This window comes from Sporosarcina sp. FSL W7-1349 (genome assembly GCF_038003045.1).
Lineage (GTDB): Bacteria > Bacillota > Bacilli > Bacillales_A > Planococcaceae > Sporosarcina.
This window is the reverse complement of the sequence record NZ_JBBOOK010000001.1, coordinates 1297134-1322062: the sequence shown is the minus strand read 5'-3', so window position 1 is coordinate 1322062 and position 24929 is coordinate 1297134. Positions and strand designations below refer to the sequence as shown.

Below are 24929 nucleotides of genomic sequence, written 5' to 3'. Positions count from 1 at the left end.
AAAAAATATATTTTTTTGTTTTTATAGTAGTAACTATATCTCTAATTATAACTCTATTTCTGACCTTTCAAGAGAAAGAGATTAAGGAGAATTCTATGAATAAAGAACCCAAATGGACTCTTGTAGAAAGAACTGTTGAAGAACGAAGTGTGCAAATATATATAGACGACAAGTTTGAAATTGATCGTGATCAATTAGCTTTTGAAACAAATAAAGAGGGAAAGTTACAAGCTACATATATCATAACCAATAATGTGCAAAAAGAAGAAAAAAGAATAATGTATGCAATAATTGAGGAAGATAGTTCACCACTCATAATGGAGATTAATGATGAAAAAACCAGGCATCATATATTTACCGTTCCAAAACAAGGCGAGGTCAAAGTAGATTTTACATTATCAGGATTGCCAAACGGGAAGCACATTGTATATATAATTAGTGAAAAATATATTGATAATAAAAATTTCGATGAATTAGAAATGATGCAATCACAGAAGGTAATTACAAGAAGTTATTTCTCTCTAGATGTACAAAATAATAATAATAATTTAGCCAAATTTGAAGATAGTTTTAAACCCGTTAAAAAAATGGAAGAATCTCATGAAGGCGATATGATTTCTTTGTTTTTATACGATGATCAGGAGTTGTCAACCGAAGTTAGTTCTATCGAGGAAAAAAAATATTATTTACTGATTAATAATTATCTGGATCTCGAATTGAAAGGTAATTTATATTTATTTTCAGATTATAGTGCGGAAAAATTGGAACAAATTCTAGTACCAGCCAATTCCAAAGCGGTACTCCCGGTGAATTTAGAAAATCATAAAGCAAAAGAAAGTATTAGATTTATATTATTAGGGGAACCCACAGAAAAACCAGATATTCAGATTCCAGTTAGATTAATGCACAATTCCAAACGTATACCCATTAAATAAAAGAATTATCTCCAAACATTTCAGCTTGTATAAGTGCTTTCATTTTTTAGAATAAGCGTACTTTGAAGCGCAAAATAGTACTTCAAACGGATGCAATTTACCGATTAAAGCCACACATGTAGCCTTGTTAAAGTTCAATAAGAAATAAAAAATTACACATAGAAAAAGCATGGTCCCGCGGAACCATGCTTTTTCATACCCCTGAAATACTGGGGAGCACCGGAAAATTTGATAGTCTTTCTTTAACACAAACTGGTCTTTCTGACGATCTTGTAACGCCCGCCAGTGCAGTTTGTTCGATCTGACCCGTATGCCGTTTCGGCGAGGACGTCGATCTTCCTTTCCTCACGGTGTCAGTCTCCCAGTAGCACTTCCACAAAAAACTTCACCTCTACTGCTTGGTTCACGAGTGGTTGAAACGGATGACTCTCCGTTTCGTACGAGTGTCCCTGTCGCCAGCAAAGCAAATTTTCCGCCAAGGCTGTGCATTTCTACGCCGGAATTACGTGCAGGTTGCTCGTCTGCCCCGAAATTCCGCCGGTCGTTCTGCCTTGTATTGTTATACTACCCGCCTCACCATTTCATAAACCTTTCTTTTTAAAAAAGTTTTCAATTGTTTTCTAATGGTCCACGATACCTGATTTTTCATGTATAGTAGAGAAAGAATCTCTAAGATTAGTTGGTCAATCTGCGCCTGATTGCTTGTTTTGGATGGATTGGCCGCAAAAGCTCAGCTTTGAAAGGAAGTCCTGTTGTGTGAGTAAGATATTTTCGAAAACGACGATTGCTCTGTTACTCCTCATTTTTTTCTGGGGGGCGAGCTGGTCCGTCTATAAAATGGCGCTGCCATATACACCGCCTCTATTGTTTGCGGGAATGCGCGCGTTGATTGGCGGTTTATTGCTGGCTGCTTTTGTGTTTGCCAAAAGAAGTGAAATTCAGTGGAGGAGACACTGGAAAAAGTACGTCATTTCCGCCATATTTAATTCCATCCTCTTTTTCGGATTACAGACGGTCGGTCTTATCTATTTACCGGGGGGATTGTTCTCGGTGCTTGTCTATTTCCAGCCGGTGCTGCTTGGAATTTTCGCGTGGTTGTGGCTCGGGGAATATATGGCGCCTGTGAAGATTCTCGGATTGTTCGTCGGTTTCATCGGTATCATCATCGTCAGCCTTGATGGACTGCATGTGCACATCTCGGTTATCGGTGTTGTTCTCGGTCTGTTGACGGCACTCTGTTGGGCGCTAGGAACGGTGTATGTCAAGAAAGTGAGCCGGGAAATCAATGCATTTTGGATGGTCGCGATGCAAAGTATAATCGGTGGTTCTGTGTTGCTTGGAGTAGGTTCCATTACGGAAAGCTGGTCAGCCATTGAGTGGAATATCCCTGTTTTGGTGGGCATCGGATATGGCGCGACGTTCGGCATCCCGATTTCCTATGTGATCTATTACACTTTGGTCAATGCGGGCGAGGCGAGCAAGGTCGGTTCGTTCACCTTTCTCGTTCCGATTATTGCTGTTTTCATCGGCACGGTGTTCTTTGGAGAGCCGTTGACGTTTACGCTGCTCATTGGCTTGGCACTTGTCGGATTGAGCATTTATTTTGTGAATTATAATGGGAGGCCGAGAGAACTTCCCGTACATAAGGAGAACGTATGAACAATAAAAACAAAACGGTAGTCCGTTCGATGGAGATTTTGAATTTATTCATCGATCATGCGGAGTTGACTTTCCAGGAAATCATTGAAATCTCGGGCATTCCGAAAACGTCCGTGTACCGCATGTTGCAGTCGTTAGAGGAGATGGGCCTGTTGGAAAAAGGAGCCGATACGAAATATCGGCTCGGGTTGCTGTTCTTGAAGTTCGGCCATTTGGTGTTGGCGCGTCTGGATATCCGGAAAATTGCATATCCCATCATGGAAGAGCTCCATAAAGAGGTGAAGGAGGCCATCAACCTCATCGTGCGGGAAGGGGAAGAGGCGATTTATATCGAGAAGATTGATATGTACCAAAAAGTCCGGCTCTATACGGCAATCGGCCGGCGGAGCCCGCTGTATGCGGGAGCGTGTTCCCGTGTCATCCTGTCCCACTTGCCGGAGGACGAAATCGCCTCGTATTTGGAGCAGGTGGAGTTGAAACCGTTTGCATTGGGCACGATCACCGATAAGAGTGTGTTAGCGGAGTCGATTCGCCTAGCGAGGAGCGAAGGGTATACGGTTAGCCATTCGGAGCTCGAGAATCATACATCGGCCATCGCTGCACCGATTTTCAACCACAAAAAGGAGGTCATTGCGGGCATCAGCATCGCCGGCATCGAAGCAAATTATCAAAATGCCCAAGTTGAAATTCTGCGGGATAAAGTGATCGAGGCGGCAAAGGAGATTTCAGAACGGTTGGGGTATGAGGAACGAAATATGAATGGGATTTAATAGGCAGTTTGATTTCATAAACTTCTTCCTGAGTTGCATCGGGAAGAAGTTTTTTATTGCTTGCGATTGATTATTACCGATATATCGTTTAATATTATCGATATAAATGACAGAGGTGAAGATATTATGAGGAGACGGAGAGGGTTTGTCCAAACCGCGGTTTTACATTTGCTTCAGGAAGAAGCCATGCACGGCTATCAGATTATGAAAGAGTTGGAAGAACGATCGGATGGGGCGTATTCAGCGAGTGCCGGTACGATTTATCCCGCTTTGCAGGAGCTTTTGGATCAGGAGCTGATCGTATTGGATACAAGCTCGCCCAAGAAAATTTATTCGCTCAGTGAAGCCGGGGAGAAGCGGTTGGCTGATATGAATGGGGACTTCGGGGCCGATCATTTTTGGGAGCATTGGAATGAGAAGATGAAATGGAGGAATTCAGAGGAATTTACGCTTCTGAAAACGGCGATTGGCAACTATGAAAAAGAACTTCGGAAAACGATGAAGAAGGCACGCGGAAGCGAAGAAGATATACGTGAATTAATTGCTTTTATAGATGAAATGACCGAGCGGTTACAACAGCTCGGCAAACATAAAGAGTAGGGGTACCTTCATGCAGGCGATGAAAAAATTATTGAAGTATATGAAACCATACCAAGTTTTTGCCGTGTTAGGGCCGTTGCTCATGTGTATTGAAGTCGCGATGGATTTAGTTCAGCCAACGATTATGCAGAAGATGATCGATGTTGGTATCGTCAATGAAGATAACGGCTATGTCATCAAGCTTGGTTTATTCATGTTGATCAGCGCGGTTATAGGATTGGTCGGGGGAGCGGGAAGCTCCGTTTATGCGGCGAAAGCGGCTGTGAATTTTGCATCGGATATTCGAGGGGATGTCTTTCAAAAGACAATGCGATTTTCAAATCAAAATACGGATTCGTTTGGCAGAGGCAAGCTGATTACGATTGTTTCCAATGATATCGCGACATTGCAGCAGGCGGTTATTATGACGCTGCGCGTATTTGTGCGGGGGCCCTTATTGTTCATTGGTTCTGTTGTAATCGTATGGATGACAGCACGTGAATTATTCCCTGTCTTGCTCGTTTCGATTCCGATTCTGATTGGATGTATTTATTATTTTTCTTCAAAGTCCGGGAAGCTTTTTTCACATGTGCAAAAGGCCATGGACCAAGTGAATACAAAGCTTCAGGAAATTTTGGCCGGTATACGGGTCATTAAAGCATTTGACCGGCATGGTTATGAAAAGGACCGTTTTCGGGACGTCAATCATTCGTTCATGAAATGGAATATGACAGCTGAACAGTTTGTTTTAACGCTTATGCCGATTATGATGTTTGTTGTCAATATCGGAGTAATTGCGGGGCTCTGGCTGGGCGTAATAAAAGTTACAGAGGGAACGCTGCAAGTCGGTGTCATTTTAGCTTTTATCAACTACTTAAATATTATGATGAATGGGTTAGTCAGTAGCAGCAATGTGCTCATGCAAATTGCGCGTTCTTTCCCATCGGCTGAACGGATTGTTCAAGTATTGGATACGAAGATCGATATTGAAGAACAGGAGGATCTGAGCGGCGGACGGGACATAACGGGCGAAGTGGAATTTCAAAATGTCAACTTCAGCTATAGCAAAAATGGGGAGTATGTGTTGCGGAACATATCGTTTAAAGCGGAAGCTGGGCAGACAATCGGCATAATCGGTTTAACTGGCAGCGGAAAATCAACGCTTGTTAAACTGATACCCCGACTCTATGATCCGGATGCCGGAGAGATTTTGATCGACGGGGTGAATGTAAATGATGTACCGCTCGAAAAACTCCGGACCGCCATCGGTTTTGTTCCGCAAAAAGCGACGTTGTTTTCGGGGTCGATCGGGGATAACTTGCGTTTCGGAAAAGAAGACGCGTCGAATGATGAGTTGGAACAAGCGACAGAAGCCGCTGCCGCCTCCGAATTTATTCAACGTTTGGAAAACAAGTTCGACCATCGGCTTTTGCAAGGCGCCACTAATTTATCCGGCGGCCAAAAACAGCGTTTATCCATGGCTCGGGCTTTCCTTTCCAATCCGAAGATATTGATTCTGGATGATTCGACTTCTGCTATCGATGCTCTTTCCGAAATGGCGGTGCAGCAAGCATTGAAAAAGCATTACTCCGACAAGACTGTATTTATCGTTTCGTCGAAAATCTCCTCCATGATTCATGCCGACCAAATCCTTGTCATGAAAGACGGCATGGTGGAAGCGGTTGGGACGCATGAGGATTTATTAACGGAAAGCGCTTTATATCACGATATTTATATGTCGCAAAACGGAAAGGGGCTGGAATTCGTATGAATAAACCCCATTCCCCATCTGCAACGAATGCCATCGGACGCGCGCGTGGTCCTCGGGGATTCAGCGGTCCAATCGTCAAGGCTAAGGATTGGAAGGGTACGCTGCGAAGAATCTGGAAGTACATGGAGCAACAAAAAGCGCCGTTAGTAGCTTCGGTTCTCTTTGTGGTCATTTCAACATTATTGGGACTTCTTGCTCCGTATTTAATCGGAAAAATTATTGATGATTACATCATACCGAAGGATATCCCAGGGACGTTCAAATTACTAGTCCTGCTCTTATCCATCTATTTGGCAACTGCATTATTTACATGGCTTCAAACGTTTATGATGGTTCGGGTATCGCTTCGGACAACCCGGAATTTACGGCAAGATTTAGTCGATAAATTCGAAACATTGTCTTTGCGGTTCTTTGATAATCGCAGACATGGAGATTTAATGAGCAGGGGAACGAACGACATTGAAAGTTTGAATCATGCGTTAAGCCAAAGCGTCGTCCAAATTATTTCATCTGTCCTCATGCTCTCTGGAGTCGTCATTGCGATGTTTTCGCTCAATTGGGTATTGGCCATAGTAACACTCCTCGTCATTCCGGTTTTCATTCTTGCGACGAAAAAAGTGATTCAGCATAGCAGCAGTGCGTTCATAAAAAGGCAGAGAGATTTGGGGGATTTAAACGGATTTATCGAGGAATCCATTTCAGGGAATGAAGAAATTGCTTTGTTTGGGCAAGAGGAAAAAATGAACGAGCAATTCAAAGAAGTGAACCAGCGGCTGCGGCAATCCGCGTATACGGCAGATGCTGTGTCGGGGTTTTTAGGTCCGATCAATAACTTCATAAACAATATTGGGCTCTGTCTTATCATTGCAATTGGCGCGATCATGACGGTTTACGGATATGCTTCTGTTGGGATTATCGCGGCTTTTGTAACCTACTCGCGCCAAGTATTCCGCCCCATCGGTCAGCTTTCCAATCTGCTGAACACCTTTCAATCAGCGGTGGCGGGAGCGGAACGCGTCTTTGAGGTGATGGATGAGAAACCGGAAATAGAAGATAAAAAAGACGCCATCGTTGTGGATTCATTAACAGGCCATATTGAATTTTCCAATGTGAATTTTGAATATGAAAACGGGAAAAGCATCTTGAAAAAGATTAATTTTACCGTTCAACCAGGAGAGAAAATTGCACTTGTTGGACCGACGGGATCGGGAAAAACGACGATTATAAATTTACTAATGAGGTTTTATGACGTAACATCAGGAAACATACTGGTAGATGGCCATAATATACGTGATTATCAAGTAAGCGGATTGCGCAAGAAAATCGGAATCGTGCTGCAAGATACGTATTTGTTTACAGGAACGATTCTGGATAATATCCGCTACGGCCGTTTAGACGCGACGGACGAAGAAGTGATGGCCGCTGCGAAAATGGCTTCCGCGCATCACTTCATCAAGCATCTACCGAAAGGGTATGAAACAGCTGTTACAGCGGAAGGGTCTAATCTAAGTCAAGGGCAACGGCAGCTAATCGCAATCGCCCGGGCGATTTTGGCGGATTCTGATATGTTGATCCTCGATGAGGCAACATCAAGCATTGATACAAATACGGAAATCGAAATTCAAAAAGGCATCAACCGATTAATGGAAGGGCGAACAAGCTTTGTCATTGCCCACCGGTTGAAGACCATCGAAAATGTAGATCGCATTTTCGTGATCCATCAAGGAGAAATCCTGGAGTCGGGAACACATCGTGAGCTTTTAGAGAAGAAAGGGTTTTATTTTGACATGTATGAAAGCCAGTTTAACTTGCGGAGCATAGCTACGGGCAGGGGCGCAAACATTTGAAAACTGTGCGCAGATGGACGATTCGGATAGACGAAAGGGGGAGAGGACGATGAAGCGTTTGATTGCAGTGTTACTGACGACAATTGTCTTCCTGTTATCTGCCTGTGGGAAAGAAACGGCGATCGCCCACTTTTCCACGAAAGAAGAAGCGTTGGAACATTTTATTCAAAACGAGGGAATTCGGGGGGCTGTCGATGTACTGACAACGACAAAAGAGGAAGAAGTATTAGCGATTCAGTTGAATGAAAATACATATTTTGCAGGTGAAGTAGCCAAAGACAAAAAAGGGTATGTGGTGAAAAGAATATCGGCAAACGTCGTCATGGAAGCAGGCGGGGGTTGGGAGCTTACTTCAACGGCCAATCAGAAATATACGATTTACTTTGAAAAGCAAAAGGAAAACCAGCATTTCCAACCGTTATCGAATGGACATTATTATGTCTCACTTGTAGAAGGACATCAGATAACAGAAGAACCCATTTATAAAAATGCAATAAAGGATCTAACAGCGGTCCAATAGGTAATTTGCAGCGATGCCGGAATTTGGCTAATGGTTTGCTTGTGTGAAAAGGGGCAATTTGGAACGGGAGACCCACAGGTTTGGGGTTTATTCAACAAGAGGAGAGGGGCGTGCTTCTAGAGCTGCGCCCCTCTCCTTATGATCCCGTGTTCCGCTATTTAATTTTCACGACAAGGATGTCTGCATCTTCAGGCCTTGCTGGAAATGACATGAAGTAGTATGAGCAAGTCTGATCTATCTTAGATCTAATTACTATAAAAACGCAGAGAATCCAAAGCCTCTGCGTTTGCTATTTCATGATCATTTCAGCCCGATGCCGATTTTGACAGCCTCCAACATCCGAGCATGGCGGAGCAGTTCCTGTTCCGCTTCTTCGTGAGTCACTTCCACGAACTGGATGGTGGAGTTCGGTTGGAGTTGGGCGAGTGTCGGCAAGTCGGCGGTGATGACTTGGGCAATTTTGGGGTAGCCGCCGGTCGTTTGGCGGTCCGCCATGAGAATGATCGGCTGGCCGTTCGACGGGATTTGGACGGTGCCGTATGTGACGCCTTCCGACAGCAGCTCAAACTGCTCTTCCAGCGACAGGGCCGGGCCGGTGAACCGGTATCCCATCCGGTCCGCATCGGTTGTCAACGTATACGAATTGTTGAATAAAGCCTGCTTGCTAGCCGCATCGTATCGGTCGTATTCGGTCCCTTGGACGACTCGGATGCGCGCTGTTTTGCCAAACCGGAGCAATCCATCATGACGCACGGACCATTTCGCGATCCCGCCAATTTCGCTGAGCCGGTCGTACACTTCTTGATTCCGTTCGGTTAGCTCTGTGCCGATTCCAAGAAGATCTCCTTTTTTCAAAGCTCTTCCCTGAAATCCTCCGATGCCCGCTTTCAAGTATGTGCTTTTGCTTCCCATCACTGCAGGCACGTCAAATCCTCCAGCTACCGCTACATAGGCACGGCTTCCTTGCCGCGCCGCTTTGAATTTCAGAATCGACCCTTTCCGGATCAGCAGTGGACGCCATGTCGGGGCCGGTTCGCTATCGAGTAATGCGGTTAGGTCGGCTCCTGTGATGGCGACAATGGTGTCCCTTTCGAATTGCAGACTCGTCCCGAACATCGTCACTTCGAGTGCTCCTTCGTTTTCCGGGTTGCCGACAAGCCAATTGGCAATCCGCAGCGAGTAGGGATCCATTGCACCACTGGCGATGACGCCGAATTGCTGGTAACCGTATCTCCCTTTATCTTGGATCGTTGCCAATGCACCCGGGTGCAGAACTTGGATCGTCATCGTTTCCCCTCCTTCATTTCTTTGTATTCGTCGGGGGAGATCGGAGCGAATCGGATAATATCTCCTGCTTGCAAGAGGGTCGGGGGTGTCTGTTCGGGCAAGAACAGATCGATTGGCGTGCGCCCGATAATTTGCCATCCGCCGGGTGTTTCGAGCGGATAGATGCCGGTCTGTTTGCCGGCAATCCCGACCGACCCCGGATGGATAGCCATGCGCGGCGATTCCTTCCGTGGGGTGGCGATCCGTTCATCCATGCCGCCCATAAATGGAAATCCCGGTGCGAAGCCGATCATATAGACGAGATATTCATTCCCCGAATGGATTTGGATCACTTCGTCTGTCGTCAAGCCGTTCGCCTCAGCGACATGCGCCAGATCGGGGCCGTATTCGCCGCCATATAGGACGGGGATGGTGACGGTCCGTCCCTTGTCGGCAGTTTGTTCCTCCGATTGTTGCATCAATTTTTGTATGTAAGCGCTCACCTTTTGGAATGAAGAGCCGGCCCCAAGGCTTAGTGAATGGAGAACCCGGGTAGGGTCATAATAGACAGTGATATTATTATAAGCCGGGACGCATTCGATCCATCCTTCAAAGGGATGTTCGGTCAGGAGGTGCATTAGGTTTTTCACTTTTTCATGCATAGTTGGGGCGATGCCCTCGCCGAGTTGGACGAACAAAGCTGAATCGCCCAACGGCTGGATCAATGGATATTTTTGCATAGTAACAACTCCTGTTGTTTCGAAATTCGGTACAGGCGTTCTAAAATTTGGACCATGTAATTCATTATAAAGCGAAAATAGCAAAAAACAAGATAAAACGAATTGATTCATTCTACCAAAAAAATTGGCTATTCAAGAAAAAAAAATTGTGTTAAGATAATCTTGCGAATTTCAAAACTAATGTTTCGAATTTCGGAACCTGATTGCTGTAAACGCTTTCGATAGAAAATGAGTTGGAGGGGATCGCATGTATCGTGTTGATTTGAACTGTGATTTGGGGGAAAGTTTTGGCCGTTATCAGCTAGGGGAGCAAAAGGATATTCTGCAATATATCACTTCGGCGAATGTTGCGTGCGGTTTCCACGCCGGTGATCCGACAGTCATGCGGGAAACGGTGAAGCTGGCAATCGACAACGGTGTGAAAATCGGGGCGCATCCCGGCTTGCCGGATCTGAACGGCTTCGGACGCCGGGATATGAACATCACGCCGCAGGAAGGGTACGACATGGTTGTCTACCAGATTGGTGCGCTGCAAGGAGTTTTGGCCACCTTTAAGGAAACGATGCAGCATGTGAAGCCGCATGGCGCGCTTTATAATATGGCGGCCCGCGATCGGAATCTCGCGGAAGCGATTGCACAGGCCGTGTATGATGTCGATCCATCGCTAGTCCTATTCGGCTTGGCCTCAAGCGAATTGACGAAAGCGGGGGAGAAGATCGGATTGCGCACCGCCCACGAAGTGTTTGCGGACCGGACGTACCAATCTGATGGCTCACTGACGTCACGATTGCAGGGGGATGCACTGATTACGGACACGGAGAAAGCAGCGGCGCAAGTCGTGCGGATGGTGACGGAAGGGAAAGTGACGTCCCAGCAAGGAACAGAAGTGGCATTGCAGGCAGATACAATCTGCATCCACGGAGACGGGGCGCATGCGCTTGATTTTGCAAAGTATGTAAAAAATCAATTAGAAAAGAACAGCATCCAGGTCGCTGCTTTTTGATTCAGCAGAGCTGAATGATAAGTGGACCGGAGGGTATGTAGAGGAGGCATTTTTATGAACGAAGAACAATTGAAGCAGAACCAAGGGAAGCCGAAAGCGGGCCGGAGCGTCTTGCTCGGCGCCGCCTTCCTGATGGCGACCTCCTCAATCGGTCCTGGCTTTTTGACGCAGACGACCGTATTTACACAGCAATTGGCGGCCAGCTTTGCGTTCGTCATTTTAATTTCCCTAATATTGGATGTCTTTGCCCAGATGAACGTTTGGCGCATCATAGCGGTATCCGGGTTACGCGGGCAAGAAATCGCGAATAAAGTATTGCCGGGGCTCGGCGTCGTGCTGGCTATCCTCATTGTTATGGGGGGACTGGCGTTCAACATCGGTAACGTCGCAGGAGCGGGGCTCGGTTTGAATGCGATGCTCGGCATCGATCCAATTAGAGGGGCAATCATTAGTGCCGCTTTTGCCATTTTTATATTCGTCTTCAAAGAGGCAGGGAAAATGATGGATAAAGTGGCCCAGGCTGCTGGGTTCGTCATGATCCTTCTCATGTTGTATGTCGCATTTACAACTTCTCCACCGATTGGGGAAGCGCTGGTTAATACAGTTATGCCATCTGAAATCAGTATTTTTGCAATCGTAACGCTAGTCGGTGGAACGGTCGGCGGGTACATTACCTTCGCTGGCGGACACCGCCTTTTGGATGCGGGCGTAAAAGGGGTCGAATCCTTGCCCGAAGTGACAAAAAGTTCAGTTACAGGAATTTTGGTGACAGGCATCATGCGGGTGGCGTTGTTCCTTGCGGTGCTCGGCGTCGTGTCCCAAGGACTTGCCATCGACCCGGACAACCCGCCGGCTTCGGTCTTCCAGTTGGCGGCAGGCGATATTGGGTATCGGATGTTCGGTGTCATCATGTGGGCGGCGGCCATCACATCGGTCGTCGGAGCGGCGTACACGTCAGTGTCGTTCATCCGTTCATTCCACCCGATGATTGAGAAATACCATAACTGGGTTATCATTTTATTCATCTTGCTTTCGACATTGACGTTCGCATTCGTCGGTCGGCCGGTCAATGTCCTGATCTTGGTTGGTGCATTGAATGCCCTAATCTTGCCGCTCGCCCTCGGAACATTGTTGGTCGCAGCGCATAAGAAAGATATCGTCGGTTCCTATAAACACCCGAAGTGGTTGACGATCCCTGGAATCATCGTCGTGCTCATCATGGGCGTGTTGGGAATCATTACATTGTTTGAACAAATACCATTGCTGTTTAAATAAAGAATAGATGAACAGAAGGAGTGATATGATGGGAACATATGAAAATATGGCTCCGAGCGAAGTGCGGGAGCTAATTCGTAAACAAGTGATCACGAGTCCGACTGCAGGTATGTCGAAAGGCTACACCCAGGCGAACCTCGCCATTTTGAAAAAAGAGCATGCGTTTGACTTCCTGTTGTTCTGTCAGCGGAATCCAAAGTCCTGCCCTCTATTGGACGTGACGGAGCCGGGCTCTTTCCGTCCGAGCAAGATTGCGGACGGGGCGAGCTTGCTGACGGACATTCCGAAATACCGGATTTACAAAGATGGGGTATTTACGGAGGAAGTGACGGACATCACCGAATATTGGGAAGACGATATGGTCGGTTTCCTGATTGGGTGCAGCTTCACATTTGAAACGCCATTGCTGGAAGCGGGCATCCCGGTCCGCCACATCGAGGAAAATTGCAATGTGCCGATGTATAAGACGAACATCCCAAGTGAAAAAGCAGGCGTGTTTGAAGGGCCGACCGTCGTCAGCATGCGGCCGATGTCACCGGAAGACGCCATCCGTGCCGTCCAGATCACGACTCGGTTTCCGTCGGTCCACGGGGCTCCGCTCCACATCGGCGATCCAAGCCAGATTGGGATAACGGACATCACAAAACCGGATTTCGGAGATGCCGTGCCAATCAAAGAAGGGGAAGTCCCGGTATTCTGGGCATGCGGCGCCACACCCCAAGCGGTCGCCATGGAAAGTAAACCGTCCATCATGATCACGCACGCTCCTGGTCATATGTTCATTAGCGACGTCCGCGACGAATCACTCGCCGTGTTGTAAAATTGAAACCCGTCCCTCCTAGTTGAATAGGCGGGGCGGGTTTTTTGTTTGAATTGCGGTTTTATCGTTTTTGCTAAACCTCACAAAGTATTTGGTGCAGTTTATAACGTAGTTGTCGAAGTTCACAACGATTATATGGCCTCCACAATATATTGCTGAACTCTCAACGTAACATCAGTACTTCACAATCTTATAAAGGAAGGTACAACATTTTTGTCGAACCTCTTAACGTTTTCGATAAGGCCCAAAACGTTTAGCAGGGACTCTGCAATATATTGTCGACTTCTCAACGTATCGGCCAAACCTCCCAATGTTTTTGGCGTAGTTCAAAACGTTATTTATAAACTCCCAAACGTACTGCCAAACCTTATAACGTTCTTGTCAAAATCCAAAACGTTTCGCGGCGACTCCCCAACGTAGTATTCAAAGTAATAAACCCCCATCCCGTCAGACCGTAAAATGCTCCATATCCAATTGCAGTTTCTCGGCGAGTTCGGCGAGGATTTGGGCGTTGGAGGAGATTTCCTCGTTGGCGGCCAGTTGTTGTTCAGTCGCGGCGCTCGTCGATTGGGCTTCGGTAGAGGCACGCTGGGCGAGATCTTGCACTTTCGCGGCTCCTTTTACGACGTGGCTGGTCATCTGTCGAATTTGTTCGATGGCGGCGGTGACAGTGGTGATTTTTTCAGCGACATCCCGTTCGGCATGTTCGATTTGGTCGAACACTTCGTTCGTCTGCTTCGTCACGGCAAGCCCTTCCTGCACCCGTTCATTGCTTTCGTCGGTGCTTTCGACAATGCGGGCGACATCCGCAATCATCGTATCCACCGTCTGGCCGATTTCGGCGGCAGAAGTGCGGGATTGTTCGGCGAGATGGCGCACTTCTTCTGCAACAACTGCGAACCCTTTCCCGTGTTCGCCCGCCCGTGCTGCTTCGATGGCCGCGTTCAAGGCGAGCAGATTCGTCTGCTCAGCAATGGCGGTGATGAGGCCAGTGACGTTGCGGATGCTTTTCGAATGCTCCGCCATCTCCTTCATCCAATCCGCGGTCTGGTCGCTCGCCGCATGAATGCGGTTCATTTGCTCCGTGACATTATCCATATAGTCTGCGCCTTGTGCGACAAGGCGCGACACTTCTTCGGAGGAGCGGAGCATCGCTTCATTTTCCCCGGTGATTCGGTCGATTCCTGCGACCATTTCTTCCATCGCGGATGTCGTGGCGCCGACAATCGTAACTTGTTCGTCGCTTCCGGTCAGATTGCGCTCCGAAATGTCCGCGACCATTTCTGAAGCGGCTAGGCTCTCTTCGGAACTGGCGGAAAGTTCTTCTGCTTGGACCGCCACTTGGACGGATGTATCCCGGGCGCGCATGATGATGTTCCGCAAGTCCTCCGTCATGGCGTTATACGCTTTCGCCATATCTCCAATTTCGTCGCGATTCCGGATCTTTACCGGCTCCGTCGCCAGATTGCCCCGGGCGATTTCCGTGATGGCGGCGGTCATCTGACTGACCGGACGTGCGATGCTGCGGCCGATGAAGTACGCTACTAGGACACTCGTCAAAATCGCGGCACCGATCAGTGCCATGATGAGGGTGCGTGTCTGGGCCGATTGGGCTTCCAGCGCGCTCTCTGTTTTGACCATTTCCGCTTTCTCAATTTCAATGAGTTGTGCTATCTGATCTGCAATCTGCCGCTCATACCCGGAGGCGTTTGGCATATTCGCTAAAGCGCTTTCAAATTTGCCGTTACTGGCATCGACGAGCACCATATCCAAAATGCCCGTATAGCTTTGATTGGCCTCGCGGATTTCCTCCAAGATAGCTTTGTTCTCGGTACTTGCCGTCATCTCCGTCAGTTGTTGATGAATCTGCTCGAAACGGTCGCTCAACTCCATCCGGCTCATCAGATGCACACCATCTTTCAATAATAAAAAACCGCGGATTTCTCCAGTCATATTACTTTGAAGGGCCCCCATTTCCTCCAGCAATAAAACCTTCTGAATCCGGTCATCGATCAAAAATCGATACTGTTCATTCATTTGAGACAGCGATCCGTATCCCGCCAATCCAACAATGACCAAAAAAAGGAGCACCGTCAGAAATCCTCCCCATAACTTCCGACCCACAGTCAATCGCATCCCATCACCCCATTTGTTATATATGATTTCCATTATAGACCAACTATTGATAGGCGTATAGACTTAATGCGGAAAAGTATGAATAATAAGTATTTAATCCCAATCTGCTCTTTGCAAAATGACGGTACTGCCGCAAATTTCTCCTCTTTTCAGGCGTACTGTCCTTTTCTATGTATGAAAATTCCCAGATGGCAAATGATAACCCATATAGGGAAAGGAGGCATATTATGGGGACATTGCAACGGATTGCATTGGCATTAGTCATTATCGGGGCGCTGAACTGGGGATTGATCAGCTTATTTCAATTTGACCTGGTCGCTACGTTATTCGGCGGGCAGGGCGCGTTTTGGTCACGTGTCGTGTATGGGCTCGTCGGCTTGAGCGGACTTATTTGCTTGGGACTGTTGTTCAAGCCGGAGGAAAGCCGCCAAGATCGGACGGAAGTGCGGCGGGAGCCACGGTTTACGAATCCGAACCTCCATACTGAGTTCGGGGAAGAACATGATCTGACACGCAGACGGAATTCAGACGTGGATCAGGAAGACTAAGAAAAAATACCTCCTTTCGATGGTTGGGCGCGAAAGGGGTATTTTTGTATTCTTTGTAATGTTTGTCGCAACCCATCGCGAGTCGAGTTCAACGTATGTCCCCGGGTCCCTCCGCAACGTGAAATCGGACTAGTCCATGCGGAAATTCAAATGGCTGTTCCGTGTTTCTCCACATGCTATATTGACAATTGTTTTTGTACTGTGTGAATGAATCCGAGAAGTTATACATCACTTGCACTGAAACCCATCCAAGCGGCGCTCCCTTTCCAAGAATTCAGGTTCTTTGGACATTGGGGATCAGGGTGCAAGGTTTCCGAGAACTGTAGTATGATGGTATGTGCCAAGGCATCGCATCATTTTTTTGTCTAGGGGAGGGGCCCGCCATGTTTTTTATCGAAGTTAAGCGCATTATCGCCGTCATCCTCGGCTCATTGCTCGTTGCGCTCTCATTGAATTTTTTCCTAATCAATGCCAATGTCTATGCCAGCGGATTTTCCGGTGTCGCTCAATTGGTGTCGAGTGTGCTCTATGATTATTTCAGCGTCGCGTTAAGCACAGGGGTTTTATTACTGCTTTTGAACATTCCGGTGGTCCTGCTCGGCTGGTTTAAAGTCGGGAAGGGATTCACGATTTACAGCATCGTCTCGGTCGCGTTCATGACGTTATTCCTTGAATTGCTGCCTGTGTTGTCGGTGTCGGATGACATCATCTTGAATGCGGTCGCTGGCGGAGTCCTGATGGGAATCGGTGTTGGCTACACGCTGAAACTTGGGGCATCGACAGGAGGCTTGGATATCATCGCGATGCTGCTGTCCCGCAAGAAAGGCAAGCCGATCGGTACGTATTTTCTCATTCTGAACGGCGTCATCATTGTTTTGGCGGGGATTTTGTATGAACCGGAAAATGCACTCTATACGATGCTGACCTTATATGTAACGACCGCTGTCATAGATGCAATTCATACGCGCCATGAGAAGTTGACCGCTATGATTGTAACGAACGAGGCGGACGAATTGCAACAGGCGATCCATCGGACCATGGTTCGCGGGATTACGATCTTGCCTGCCAAAGGGGCCTATTCGAAAGAGGATAAGCATATGTTGTACGTCGTCATCACGCGCTATGAATTATATGATTTGGAGAAGATCATCACGGAAGTAGACCCGAAAGCGTTCACGAACATCGTGCAAACGGTTGGGATTTTCGGCTTCTTCCGGAAAGAGGGCGAAGTGGTGGAATGAGAAAAGGTGCCGGGAATTTCCCGACACCTTTTGAATAGGTGAAATCAAATCGTCGGCCGCACCCAGTCCGGGTAAATCGGCTCGAGGCTTTCGGTCGGATCGGACTGGATTCCGTATTGCGGGATCGGGTAGCGAAGACCGTTTTTAGCCAATTTTTTCAAGCCTTCGATCCCTTTCGCCAAGTCGGCAGGCGGGATGGCCATAAGCAGTTCATCATCCAGCACGCCGCCATACCGGCGTTCCGCGTAGCACGGGATGGATAGGCTTGGCGTCCCGGTCGACAAGGCACGTCCCCATGAATCCGCGCACGAACTTTCCCCAGCAACGCTCCATTCGAACTTCTGGAATCCGACCCATTGCAGGCCGTTGATTAAAAGGATCATCTGTCCCGGTGTCCCGTAGAGCAGGCATATATCCGGATTCTCGATTCGCCCCGATTCGAGAGGCGAAACGGCAAGTGCTTTATATTTCCCAAATTTGACGACGTCCAAACTTTCTTGGTGCGCGGCTGAATCTTCGCGTGTGCCGAACCAGACTCCATCCATAGCTTCCCCCGATAGCCAGTCCTCGTCCTGAGGCAGGAGTCCTGCGATAGCGCCGCATTGCTTCATCGCCAGATCATTGGCCGTGATGCCGACCGTCCAACCAAGCCGCGCCGATTGAGCGACAATCTGATCGAGCAAGTGACGGCGTCCTGGCCGGCGAATCTTTGGAACCGCTTCCATTTCTTCGGCAGACGAATACATTTTCATCCCAATCGGAATCGTCTTGAGCTTCAGATACTGATTGAGCTCGTTCACCATTTCTTTCAAATCATACGATGTTTGCGTTTCTGCATTCATACGAATCCCCCTTTTCGTGATCATTCTCCCTTTGTTTCAAAATTGGTGTAACTGTCGTAATTATCTATATATTTAAAGCGGTTGTCAAGGAGAGTTTTTGCCGCTCTAGCGGATTCTTCGTGGATTTTGTGGTGTCCAACCAAGGAGAGGAGATGTTCAACGAAAGGCAGAAAGTTTCCAACGAGGGTGGGGGATTCCAACGAATCGGTTCGGGTGTCCAACGAAGTGAAGGCAATGTCCAACGACGAGAGAGGTTTCCAACGAACCAGTGCGAGTCCACAAACGATGAAAAGCATCCAACAATCCGACCACAACACCAAAAAGCCAAGGCTGAACTTTTTGTTCAGCTCTTGGCGGGTGTGGATGGCGATCAGTCTTCCGGTTTGAATGTTTTGCAGTCGGTTTCTTCGCTGTCGGCGGCTTGTTTGCCGTGTTGGCTGACGACGTAGATGACGTCCGCGTGACATTTGTTGCCGGCGCCCCAATACGTGCAGTTGTTGACTTCACAAAGGATGCGTTGACCCATGATCCTTCCACCTCCTTCTTTGTATGATGCCCAAGAGGAGAGGGGCTAATCCGGTATCCGGTTGGAAATTTCTTTGACAACGCCGTAGCCGGATTTGACGTTCACGCGGGCCGTCCACGGGCCGTTCGGGGGATCTTCCGTTGATTCCAACAGGTGGAAACGGGAGAGTCCAAAATCTACGGTGTAGGCGTTGGCTCGTTCGACGGTATACAGTTTGCCGGATAGGTAAAGACCGTGTTCCGGTTTACGGTCGGTTAAGCCGGTCAGGACGTGATACGTTCCCTGCTTGTCCAGTTGGCCGAATACCTTGATAGGCGAGGTGGTGTCTTTGGTCGCAAGGACAGCCTTCAAACTATCGGAGATCAACGGTTCCGGGACGTGCTCAATGGCGTATTGCAATAAGACGAATGACTCGGTTTCTTCCTGTGTCGGCGCGCTCGCTTTCAACACGACCTCTTCACCTGCCGTCCAGACGACCATCGGAGGCATGGCGAGGCCGAGCAAGATGATCAAAGGGATGCCGAAGATGACGAGGCGGCCGATTTTGCGATGGTCGGATGGGGACATGTCAATCTGCACCTCTTCATATATAGGATCATAGTAAGAACCTACCCCAAACGCCATCGCTTTAACACATCGTTCAGTCTGCTGTCATAAACCCTGTCGTAACTGCATCTAATTGATTCGGCAAGTAATCCAGAAAAACAGTAACGACCCAGCGTTGTTCCTTCCATTCGAAGATATTCCATCTATTTTTAATAGGGGCAGGCACTCTAGTTTCGGAGACTAGGTTTAATTCGACCTGCCATTTGGGGATGATAGGGAGTAAAGGACCGGATAGGATAGGAAAGGAGGAGGGCGGCATGGAATGGTTTATGTACGCTTCGTTTCTACTTGCTTTGTTGTCGATGCTGTATGCGCTCGAGGGGATTAAGCGGAATAAGGAGCTGGAGGAGCGGTTGGAGAAGTTGGAGATGAAACGGTTGTCCGGGTCAGAATGAGCGGCACTGCCGGGAATCGTCTCTCCCGGCCGGAGGGCAAAGTTTTCTTTTCCACCTTCTGCCGAAAGTGCCCCTGTGCAGGACAGAGCGTGCCGCGGCTCTGTGACTAGTAGTCTATGCGATTTTCTGTTTTTTATTCATCCCGGTGAGAGCGTGCGGGGCCGAATCAATTGCAGTTGGTTTGCCCGGATTCTTGGAAGGGAATGATAGGAAGGAATTCGCTTGGGAAGGGGTGCGGAAGATGGATCGGATCATGGCGATATTGGCGTTCGTCGGGGTGCCGCTTGTGGGCATCGGTGCGTTTCTGCATTGGTCCGCAATCACGATGTTCGTGCTTTGCTGCATTGCCATCATTGCGCTGTCCGGCTATATCGGTCGGGCGACGGAAAGTTTAGCGATTGTCAGCGGGCCGCGGATCGGTGGGTTGCTCAACGCGACGTTTGGGAACGCCGTGGAACTGATTATTTCCATTTTCACCTTGAAGGCCGGGTTGGTCGGCATCGTGCTTGCGTCGTTGACGGGTTCCGTCCTCGGAAACTTGCTCCTCGTGCTGGGCTTGTCCTTCTTTGCAGGGGGCATCAAATTCCAGCGACAGAAGTTCAGTCTGCATGATGCCCGCTATAATTCCGGATTGCTCATTTTCGCGATCATCGTCGCGTTCGTTATTCCAGAAGTGTTCTCAATGTCGATGAACCCACGGACGACATTCAATTTGAGCATCGGCATCTCGGTCATCTTGATCGCGATTTATTTGGCCGGCTTGTTTTTTAAGCTTGTCACACATCGAGGGGTGTTTTCCTCGTCCGATGTGCCGGCGGAAGAGACGGAGGAACCGGAGTGGACGAAGGGGCGATCGATCCTCGTCTTGCTTGTCGCCACGGTGGCGGTCGCGTTCGTCTCGGAACAGCTCGTCCATACATTTGAAACGCTCGGCGAAAAATTCGGCTGGACGGAGTTGTTCATCGGGGTCATCATCGTCGCCATTGTCGGGAATGCGGCGGAACACGTCTCGGCTATTACGATGGCTATCAAGAACCGGATGGATGTGTCTGTGGAAATCGCGGTCGGCTCGACGTTGCAGGTGGCGATGTTCGTGGCGCCGATTCTCGTCCTCATTTCGATTTTCATGCCAGTGGCGATGCCGCTCGTGTTTACGATTCCGGAGCTCGTCGCAATGATCACCGCCGCTCTGCTCGTTATCAACTTATCGAATGACGGCGAATCGAACTGGTTTGAAGGGCTGATATTATTTGCGGCGTACATCATTATGGGCATTGGGTTTTATTTATTATAAGAAAACAGCAGCCGGGGGAGGGGCTGCTGTTTTTCGTGCTAGTAACGGCGGAATAGGCGGGCCAGTCCTTTCAGGATAATGGCCAAGGCGAAGACGGCGACCAAGATGGCGATGACAATGAGGAGAATTGTCAAGAGGAGAGAAGAACAAGGAAGCAATCGCGGCAGCAGGATAAAAAGCCCGAATAGCGAATAAGCCGCCAAGATGCAGAGGAAGAATAACGAAACCGTGCTGTCACAGCATTTTGACATGAAAAACACCTCCTTCGTTGTACTATATGTAAGGACGAAGGAGGTGGAGTAATGAAGACTCCCATTTCCAGGGGGATTTCCTCATCAGGCGTTGGATAGCTGTGGCACGCGAATCGACCTGTACCATTGCTGGAACAGCAGGATGATGAGGATCAAATCAACCGCATCGCCCCCGTAATACATGAACATCGCGCCGGAGCGGGCTTGTTCGACCGGGACACCCGCGGGCGGATAGGCGTACAGGAACTTTGACAGGATGCCATGCCCCGCCAATGCAAAGATGAAGATAGTCGTGCGGTACCGAAAGCTGAGCCGGTGCGCAACGGGATCAATATAAAGCAGGGAGATCGTAAAAAGATAGCCAGCTGCGAAAACATGGATGTGGATCATGATATGAAGCCATATATGGTGGTGCATAGCTTCATATAGAGGCGTCGTATACAATAGCCAGAGTCCCCCGATGTTCAATATTGACGCGACGATCGGGTGCGTATAGAAGCGGGCGACCGGACTTTTCAGAAGCCGGCTCATTTTCCGCGCCGCGCGGACAGGAAGCGTCCGGAGCAGCAGCGTCATCGGGGCGGCGAGTGCGAGAAGTAACGGCCCGAGCATCCCGAGGAGCAGATGTCCGACCATATGCGCGACGAAACCATCATGCGAGCGACGGGCGAGTGGTCCGACGAGCGCAAGGGCGACTAACAGCACGCCAAGTAGCCAGAACAGCGTCCGGTGCCAAGGCCACAGGCGGAGATTGCTGCGCCGGTTGCTTGTACGGACGGCCGTCGTGTATAGGATAATGGCGAGGAGGGCGGGAATGCCGAAAAACCAATCGGTGAACGTCCAGACGAACGGTTCAGGATGCATGGACGACCGCTCCTTTCGCCTGCCGTTCGTCGCGACGTGCAGAAGAAATCAACAGCATACCGATCAAAATCAGGATCACTGCCGAGATATTCCACACTAAGTCATACGGAAGAATTTCGACATTGTAGCGGATCTGGTGGATCCTCATTACCTTATGTTGGATCGTTCCGTCATAGAGTTGGAACGCGCCGCCGCCGAGCAGCTTGCCGCCCCAGAACATCTTATGCCAAAGCGCCTGCCTTCGAGCCAGATCCGCTACGAGGAACAGCCCGCCGACCGTCGCAAACCAGCTGAACGCATGGAACAGCCCGTCCGACACGAGCCCGATGGCGACCGTCGATTTATCATAAAATTTATGCCAATGGAGCAATTGGTGGAATACCGTTTCGTCAATGAACGCCACAAATCCGAGCCCGAACAGAATGCCCGCCCACAAGTTCCGCTTCGCAAACGCGGAACGATTTTCCCAATGAATTGTTTTGGATGCCATCCGCTTTGTCACCTGCCAACTGTTTTTCTTTAGTATTGCCTGGATGGGAAGGGGGCAAACCGCGAGACGGAAATTGTAACCAATAAGCGGAAAGGCCGTCCAATGGGCGAAGGAGGGATTGTTTGGGTATACGACAAGTGGTGATTGGCTTCGTGCTGATCGCTTTGCTGGCAGCATGCGATAGAAAGGAAGAGACATTCACCTTCACGGGAATGATTCAAGACAGCCGTGGTCACTCGGCACTCGTTCTGGTAGACGAAGGCGAGTCGATTCTCCGCTCGGGATCGGAAGTCACTATTAATTTGTCGGTGAATAAAGAAGAGACCTTTGAGAACGGGGACCGGGTGGAAGTGACTTACAACGGGGAAGTGATGGAAAGTTCCCCGCTTCAAATCAAAACGATTTCGGTGGAAAAGGTGGAGTGAAGCGGTTGATTTGGGTGGCTTTGGGTGAAAATGAAAAACCTGTACTTCAAAAATGAATTGAGGTACAGATTTTATTTGGGGAAACAAGCGTGAGCCACCTGAATTCCGTTGCGATAACATCACGTTTTTTACTAAAGCCCAAAATTTTAGTGTGAAACATCAGTGCCTTGGAGCGTTTTATATATTCATTAATATTTCTAAAAAAATGTCGACTTACGCTACTTTCCCAGTATATCTGCATTTCGGGAAATTGCTGCAACCCCAAAACTCTCCGTACTTTCCATTTCGTTTCGATAAATTTCCGCCGCACCGTGGACACGCGGATTGTCCATTCGATTTTGCTCCTGTTGGACGGCTCTGGATTTTTCTTTTGATGTTTTGCACATGTTCTTTTTTGAGCTGTCGTTTCATTTTTTTATCTTGCCCGGCTAATCGATCCAGCGCTTGGTTGATTTCCTGAAGCTCTGTAACGGTTAACTTTCTGTCATGCTGTTCTTTAATTGCATCCAGTAGATTGCCAAAATGAACAACCTTGGCAGATTTAAAATTATTTTTGAATTTGAATTGCACACTATCAGAAAATGCGATAATAGAATGGATTTCGCTTAAATATTCCTTTTCCATATACGATTTGATTGCTTGAATATGTCCGTAATTTTGCCGGATCGGATTGTAGAGCTTTTCTTTTCGTTTATATATGACTTGCGTCCAATCTTGCTGGTATTCATCCCCAAAAATCCATCCGCTGTAATGCTTCGTCTCGATGACGAATAGGCCGAATGGGGAAGTGACGACGTGGTCTACTTGCGTCAGCCCCCTTTCGCCATTGGGTACATAGAGATCATGGTACACCGTATACTCCGCTCCTAATTTCCTCAACTTCCGATTGACCGCTCGCTCGCCGATGGCTCCTTTGATTACCGGGAGTTTTCTATTCAAAATCGCGGATGCAAGTAGCAGAAGGAGAAAAAACGGAAACCAGGATGACAATAGAAGTGGTAATAAGACTGCGCTAATGCCTTCTAGGAAAGCTTCTGCCATATCAAACCCTCTCTTCATTTTCATATGTGGGGACTCATAGAACTATTCGGCCTGAATCCTTTTTTCTATGATATCAGACATTTGTGTTGTATGGTATATTTTTCCTTTGTAGGAGACTGAAGAGAAATTTTGCAAGAGATTTGATTAGCTATCCACGATTTGAATTCTCATTTACCTCATCCTGGAATCATTCCTCTAAATCTTTAACATTTAACAAGAAAATCCTTATTAAAAAAATAAAAAAGTTGGTTGCTGGTTCATTTTCCAAAAAAATTTTCATCCAACCCTGTATCCTTTTCCTTACTCAGTACCTATTTACTAAGTAAAGTCAGTATACATAGGAGTGGGATATTATGAATTTATTTCTTCATGAATTTCAATCGAAATGTCAAATCGTGTCGGACTAAAGTGTCCCCTTGGACGGGTCAGCATGTTCCGAAGGAGAAGGACAACATGGCCCTGACAGAGGGGACGAACTGACCCGCTGTAGTCGGGACAACTTGACCCCACCAATAACCAAAGAACTTAAGAGGGATTTAAATAAAGAATATGTCGGGACAAGTCCCGACGTCGTCTTGAAAGTGATCGATTTTAAGGGAGGCTCCTGTTTCTGTTATGAAACTTCCAATCCTTGTAAATCGTATTGTATACCAGAGTATTAGCGGGGAGGAGAATTCATGCTTTGGATCAAGTTCATGCTGTTCGTATTAGGCATATTTGCGTTGAATAGCGGCATTCAGCTTGGGTTGCGCAAGGCGCTTAATTTGGAAAAAGAGAAGAGCACTTTATCATACAATCACGTCAACGGATTGCATCGGAAAATCGACTGGGGGCTCCGGCTTGTCTTTCTTGTGCTCCTCTTGCTTACGTTGAACCAAGTTCTTTCTCACGATGCGACCCCCGACTTGTTGCTGATTGTCTGGATGCTGCAAATCGGTTTGGACACGGGCGTCCGGGTGTTTTTCGAGAAGACTGCTGGGCCTGAACCGAAACGGGCCATTTTGACGGGTAGTGAAGGATTGTTTTTCATTTCTGTGTTGGTAATGGCGATCCGGTTTGACTGGGTTCACTTGTTTACATAAGGG

Annotated in this window: 26 protein-coding genes; 16 read left to right on the top strand and 10 right to left on the bottom strand. The window is 48.0% G+C overall.

Features of this window, described 5'->3' with window-relative positions; genetic code table 11:
• Positions 1 to 95: 95 nt before the first annotated feature.
• From MKY41_RS06605 to MKY41_RS06575, 7 genes are all read left to right on the top strand, one after another.
• Positions 96 to 935 carry a hypothetical protein gene (locus tag MKY41_RS06605; protein ID WP_340744284.1) on the top strand — a complete coding sequence of 280 codons (840 nt, stop codon included), beginning with the start codon at positions 96 to 98 and terminating at the stop codon, positions 933 to 935.
• Between the two features lie 756 nt (positions 936 to 1691).
• Positions 1692 to 2594: a DMT family transporter gene (locus tag MKY41_RS06600; RefSeq protein ID WP_340744283.1), complete on the top strand. Its 903-nt coding sequence runs from the start codon at positions 1692 to 1694 to the stop codon at positions 2592 to 2594.
• Positions 2591 to 3364: an IclR family transcriptional regulator gene (locus MKY41_RS06595; RefSeq protein ID WP_340744282.1), complete on the top strand. Its 774-nt coding sequence runs from the start codon at positions 2591 to 2593 to the stop codon at positions 3362 to 3364. The genes MKY41_RS06600 and MKY41_RS06595 overlap by 4 nt, the downstream gene beginning before the upstream one ends.
• Before the next feature lie 126 nt (positions 3365 to 3490).
• Entirely contained in the window at positions 3491 to 3964 is a 474-nt protein-coding gene (locus MKY41_RS06590; protein ID WP_340744281.1) for a PadR family transcriptional regulator, read from the top strand.
• Positions 3965 to 3974: 10 nt separating this feature from the next.
• Complete coding sequence (locus tag MKY41_RS06585) at positions 3975 to 5714, top strand: ABC transporter ATP-binding protein (protein WP_340744280.1); 1740 nt, start codon at positions 3975 to 3977, stop codon at positions 5712 to 5714.
• 122 nt (positions 5715 to 5836) lie between these two features.
• Positions 5837 to 7561, top strand: a complete 1725-nt coding sequence (locus MKY41_RS06580; RefSeq protein ID WP_445683323.1) for an ABC transporter ATP-binding protein — start codon at positions 5837 to 5839, stop codon at positions 7559 to 7561.
• Between the two features lie 49 nt (positions 7562 to 7610).
• A complete protein-coding gene (locus tag MKY41_RS06575) occupies positions 7611 to 8081 on the top strand; it encodes a hypothetical protein (RefSeq protein WP_340744278.1) in 471 nt (156 codons plus the stop codon).
• Positions 8082 to 8381: 300 nt separating this feature from the next.
• On the opposite strand, the gene MKY41_RS06570 is transcribed toward MKY41_RS06575, so the two are convergent.
• Both MKY41_RS06570 and pxpB read right to left on the bottom strand, forming a co-directional pair.
• Entirely contained in the window at positions 8382 to 9368 is a 987-nt protein-coding gene (locus MKY41_RS06570) for a 5-oxoprolinase subunit C family protein (RefSeq protein WP_340744277.1), read from the bottom strand.
• The gene (gene pxpB, locus MKY41_RS06565; protein WP_340744276.1) at positions 9365 to 10087 is read right to left on the bottom strand and encodes a 5-oxoprolinase subunit PxpB; all 723 of its coding nucleotides are present in this window, start codon (positions 10085 to 10087) and stop codon (positions 9365 to 9367) included. The genes MKY41_RS06570 and pxpB overlap by 4 nt, the downstream gene beginning before the upstream one ends.
• A 247-nt stretch (positions 10088 to 10334) precedes the next feature.
• Here pxpB and MKY41_RS06560 point away from each other — a divergent pair, with 247 nt between their 5' ends.
• The 3 genes from MKY41_RS06560 to MKY41_RS06550 are packed head-to-tail and all read left to right on the top strand — an operon-like array spanning position 10335 to position 13185.
• Positions 10335 to 11090, top strand: coding sequence for a LamB/YcsF family protein (locus MKY41_RS06560; RefSeq protein ID WP_340744275.1), 756 nt, complete (start codon positions 10335 to 10337; stop codon positions 11088 to 11090).
• Between the two features lie 54 nt (positions 11091 to 11144).
• Entirely contained in the window at positions 11145 to 12365 is a 1221-nt protein-coding gene (locus MKY41_RS06555) for an NRAMP family divalent metal transporter (RefSeq protein WP_340744274.1), read from the top strand.
• A gap of 28 nt (positions 12366 to 12393) precedes the next feature.
• The gene (locus tag MKY41_RS06550; protein ID WP_340744273.1) at positions 12394 to 13185 is read left to right on the top strand and encodes a putative hydro-lyase; all 792 of its coding nucleotides are present in this window, start codon (positions 12394 to 12396) and stop codon (positions 13183 to 13185) included.
• 447 nt (positions 13186 to 13632) lie between these two features.
• Here the strand turns inward: MKY41_RS06550 and MKY41_RS06545 are convergent, their stop codons facing one another.
• Complete coding sequence (locus MKY41_RS06545; protein ID WP_340744272.1) at positions 13633 to 15321, bottom strand: methyl-accepting chemotaxis protein; 1689 nt, start codon at positions 15319 to 15321, stop codon at positions 13633 to 13635.
• 227 nt (positions 15322 to 15548) lie between these two features.
• Here MKY41_RS06545 and MKY41_RS06540 point away from each other — a divergent pair, with 227 nt between their 5' ends.
• Both MKY41_RS06540 and MKY41_RS06535 read left to right on the top strand, forming a co-directional pair.
• Positions 15549 to 15869 (top strand): DUF378 domain-containing protein, encoded by a 321-nt coding sequence (locus MKY41_RS06540; RefSeq protein WP_340744271.1) that lies wholly within the window; start codon positions 15549 to 15551, stop codon positions 15867 to 15869.
• A 383-nt stretch (positions 15870 to 16252) separates the two neighbouring features.
• Positions 16253 to 17110 (top strand): YitT family protein, encoded by an 858-nt coding sequence (locus MKY41_RS06535; protein WP_340744270.1) that lies wholly within the window; start codon positions 16253 to 16255, stop codon positions 17108 to 17110.
• A 44-nt stretch (positions 17111 to 17154) separates the two neighbouring features.
• Here the strand turns inward: MKY41_RS06535 and MKY41_RS06530 are convergent, their stop codons facing one another.
• From MKY41_RS06530 to MKY41_RS06520, 3 genes are all read right to left on the bottom strand, one after another.
• A complete protein-coding gene (locus MKY41_RS06530; RefSeq protein ID WP_340744269.1) occupies positions 17155 to 17952 on the bottom strand; it encodes a DUF169 domain-containing protein in 798 nt (265 codons plus the stop codon).
• A gap of 370 nt (positions 17953 to 18322) precedes the next feature.
• On the bottom strand, positions 18323 to 18478 hold the full coding sequence (locus MKY41_RS06525) for a DUF1540 domain-containing protein (RefSeq protein ID WP_340744268.1): 156 nt from the start codon (positions 18476 to 18478) through the stop codon (positions 18323 to 18325).
• Between the two features lie 45 nt (positions 18479 to 18523).
• Positions 18524 to 19102: a hypothetical protein gene (locus MKY41_RS06520; protein WP_340744267.1), complete on the bottom strand. Its 579-nt coding sequence runs from the start codon at positions 19100 to 19102 to the stop codon at positions 18524 to 18526.
• Positions 19103 to 19341: 239 nt separating this feature from the next.
• On the opposite strand from MKY41_RS06520, the gene MKY41_RS06515 reads away from it, so the two are divergent.
• Both MKY41_RS06515 and cax read left to right on the top strand, forming a co-directional pair.
• Positions 19342 to 19479, top strand: coding sequence for a hypothetical protein (locus MKY41_RS06515; RefSeq protein WP_340744266.1), 138 nt, complete (start codon positions 19342 to 19344; stop codon positions 19477 to 19479).
• A 241-nt stretch (positions 19480 to 19720) separates the two neighbouring features.
• Positions 19721 to 20773, top strand: coding sequence for a calcium/proton exchanger (cax, locus tag MKY41_RS06510; RefSeq protein ID WP_340744265.1), 1053 nt, complete (start codon positions 19721 to 19723; stop codon positions 20771 to 20773).
• Between the two features lie 38 nt (positions 20774 to 20811).
• Here cax and MKY41_RS06505 read toward each other — a convergent pair whose 3' ends face one another.
• The 3 genes from MKY41_RS06505 to MKY41_RS06495 all read right to left on the bottom strand — a co-directional run bounded on the left by MKY41_RS06505 (position 20812) and on the right by MKY41_RS06495 (position 22378).
• Entirely contained in the window at positions 20812 to 21024 is a 213-nt protein-coding gene (locus tag MKY41_RS06505) for a hypothetical protein (RefSeq protein WP_340744264.1), read from the bottom strand.
• A gap of 84 nt (positions 21025 to 21108) precedes the next feature.
• A complete protein-coding gene (locus MKY41_RS06500; RefSeq protein ID WP_340744263.1) occupies positions 21109 to 21888 on the bottom strand; it encodes a cytochrome c oxidase assembly protein in 780 nt (259 codons plus the stop codon).
• Positions 21878 to 22378 (bottom strand): DUF2243 domain-containing protein, encoded by a 501-nt coding sequence (locus tag MKY41_RS06495; RefSeq protein ID WP_340744262.1) that lies wholly within the window; start codon positions 22376 to 22378, stop codon positions 21878 to 21880. Before MKY41_RS06495 ends, MKY41_RS06500 begins: the two co-directional genes overlap by 11 nt.
• Positions 22379 to 22500: 122 nt before the next feature.
• Between MKY41_RS06495 and MKY41_RS06490 the strand changes: the two genes are divergently transcribed.
• Positions 22501 to 22803, top strand: a complete 303-nt coding sequence (locus MKY41_RS06490; RefSeq protein WP_340744261.1) for a DUF3221 domain-containing protein — start codon at positions 22501 to 22503, stop codon at positions 22801 to 22803.
• A gap of 213 nt (positions 22804 to 23016) precedes the next feature.
• Here the strand turns inward: MKY41_RS06490 and MKY41_RS06485 are convergent, their stop codons facing one another.
• The gene (locus tag MKY41_RS06485) at positions 23017 to 23868 is read right to left on the bottom strand and encodes an NERD domain-containing protein (RefSeq protein WP_340744260.1); all 852 of its coding nucleotides are present in this window, start codon (positions 23866 to 23868) and stop codon (positions 23017 to 23019) included.
• A 653-nt stretch (positions 23869 to 24521) separates the two neighbouring features.
• On the opposite strand from MKY41_RS06485, the gene MKY41_RS06480 reads away from it, so the two are divergent.
• Positions 24522 to 24926 (top strand): DUF4181 domain-containing protein, encoded by a 405-nt coding sequence (locus tag MKY41_RS06480; protein ID WP_340744259.1) that lies wholly within the window; start codon positions 24522 to 24524, stop codon positions 24924 to 24926.
• Positions 24927 to 24929 lie beyond the last annotated feature (3 nt).

Bases quoted from the DNA above. Each gene is read 5' to 3' on its own strand.
- MKY41_RS06485 (WP_340744260.1), bottom strand. From the start codon at position 23,868: ATGAAAATGAAGAGAGGGTTTGATATGGCAGAAGCTTTCCTAGAAGGC.
- MKY41_RS06495 (WP_340744262.1), bottom strand. From the start codon at position 22,378: ATGGCATCCAAAACAATTCATTGGGAAAATCGTTCCGCGTTTGCGAAG.
- MKY41_RS06525 (WP_340744268.1), bottom strand. From the start codon at position 18,478: ATGGGTCAACGCATCCTTTGTGAAGTCAACAACTGCACGTATTGGGGC.
- MKY41_RS06555 (WP_340744274.1), top strand. From the start codon at position 11,145: ATGAACGAAGAACAATTGAAGCAGAACCAAGGGAAGCCGAAAGCGGGC.
- MKY41_RS06505 (WP_340744264.1), bottom strand. From the start codon at position 21,024: ATGTCAAAATGCTGTGACAGCACGGTTTCGTTATTCTTCCTCTGCATC.
- MKY41_RS06520 (WP_340744267.1), bottom strand. From the start codon at position 19,102: ATGGCGTTTGGGGTAGGTTCTTACTATGATCCTATATATGAAGAGGTG.
- MKY41_RS06535 (WP_340744270.1), top strand. From the start codon at position 16,253: ATGTTTTTTATCGAAGTTAAGCGCATTATCGCCGTCATCCTCGGCTCA.
- MKY41_RS06595 (WP_340744282.1), top strand. From the start codon at position 2,591: ATGAACAATAAAAACAAAACGGTAGTCCGTTCGATGGAGATTTTGAAT.
- cax (WP_340744265.1), top strand. From the start codon at position 19,721: ATGGATCGGATCATGGCGATATTGGCGTTCGTCGGGGTGCCGCTTGTG.
- MKY41_RS06580 (WP_445683323.1), top strand. From the start codon at position 5,837: ATGGAGCAACAAAAAGCGCCGTTAGTAGCTTCGGTTCTCTTTGTGGTC.
- MKY41_RS06560 (WP_340744275.1), top strand. From the start codon at position 10,335: ATGTATCGTGTTGATTTGAACTGTGATTTGGGGGAAAGTTTTGGCCGT.
- MKY41_RS06575 (WP_340744278.1), top strand. From the start codon at position 7,611: ATGAAGCGTTTGATTGCAGTGTTACTGACGACAATTGTCTTCCTGTTA.
- MKY41_RS06540 (WP_340744271.1), top strand. From the start codon at position 15,549: ATGGGGACATTGCAACGGATTGCATTGGCATTAGTCATTATCGGGGCG.
- MKY41_RS06515 (WP_340744266.1), top strand. From the start codon at position 19,342: ATGGAATGGTTTATGTACGCTTCGTTTCTACTTGCTTTGTTGTCGATG.
- MKY41_RS06500 (WP_340744263.1), bottom strand. From the start codon at position 21,888: ATGCATCCTGAACCGTTCGTCTGGACGTTCACCGATTGGTTTTTCGGC.
- MKY41_RS06590 (WP_340744281.1), top strand. From the start codon at position 3,491: ATGAGGAGACGGAGAGGGTTTGTCCAAACCGCGGTTTTACATTTGCTT.
- MKY41_RS06585 (WP_340744280.1), top strand. From the start codon at position 3,975: ATGCAGGCGATGAAAAAATTATTGAAGTATATGAAACCATACCAAGTT.
- pxpB (WP_340744276.1), bottom strand. From the start codon at position 10,087: ATGCAAAAATATCCATTGATCCAGCCGTTGGGCGATTCAGCTTTGTTC.
- MKY41_RS06550 (WP_340744273.1), top strand. From the start codon at position 12,394: ATGGGAACATATGAAAATATGGCTCCGAGCGAAGTGCGGGAGCTAATT.
- MKY41_RS06605 (WP_340744284.1), top strand. From the start codon at position 96: ATGAATAAAGAACCCAAATGGACTCTTGTAGAAAGAACTGTTGAAGAA.
- MKY41_RS06545 (WP_340744272.1), bottom strand. From the start codon at position 15,321: ATGCGATTGACTGTGGGTCGGAAGTTATGGGGAGGATTTCTGACGGTG.
- MKY41_RS06570 (WP_340744277.1), bottom strand. From the start codon at position 9,368: ATGACGATCCAAGTTCTGCACCCGGGTGCATTGGCAACGATCCAAGAT.
- MKY41_RS06480 (WP_340744259.1), top strand. From the start codon at position 24,522: ATGCTTTGGATCAAGTTCATGCTGTTCGTATTAGGCATATTTGCGTTG.
- MKY41_RS06530 (WP_340744269.1), bottom strand. From the start codon at position 17,952: ATGAATGCAGAAACGCAAACATCGTATGATTTGAAAGAAATGGTGAAC.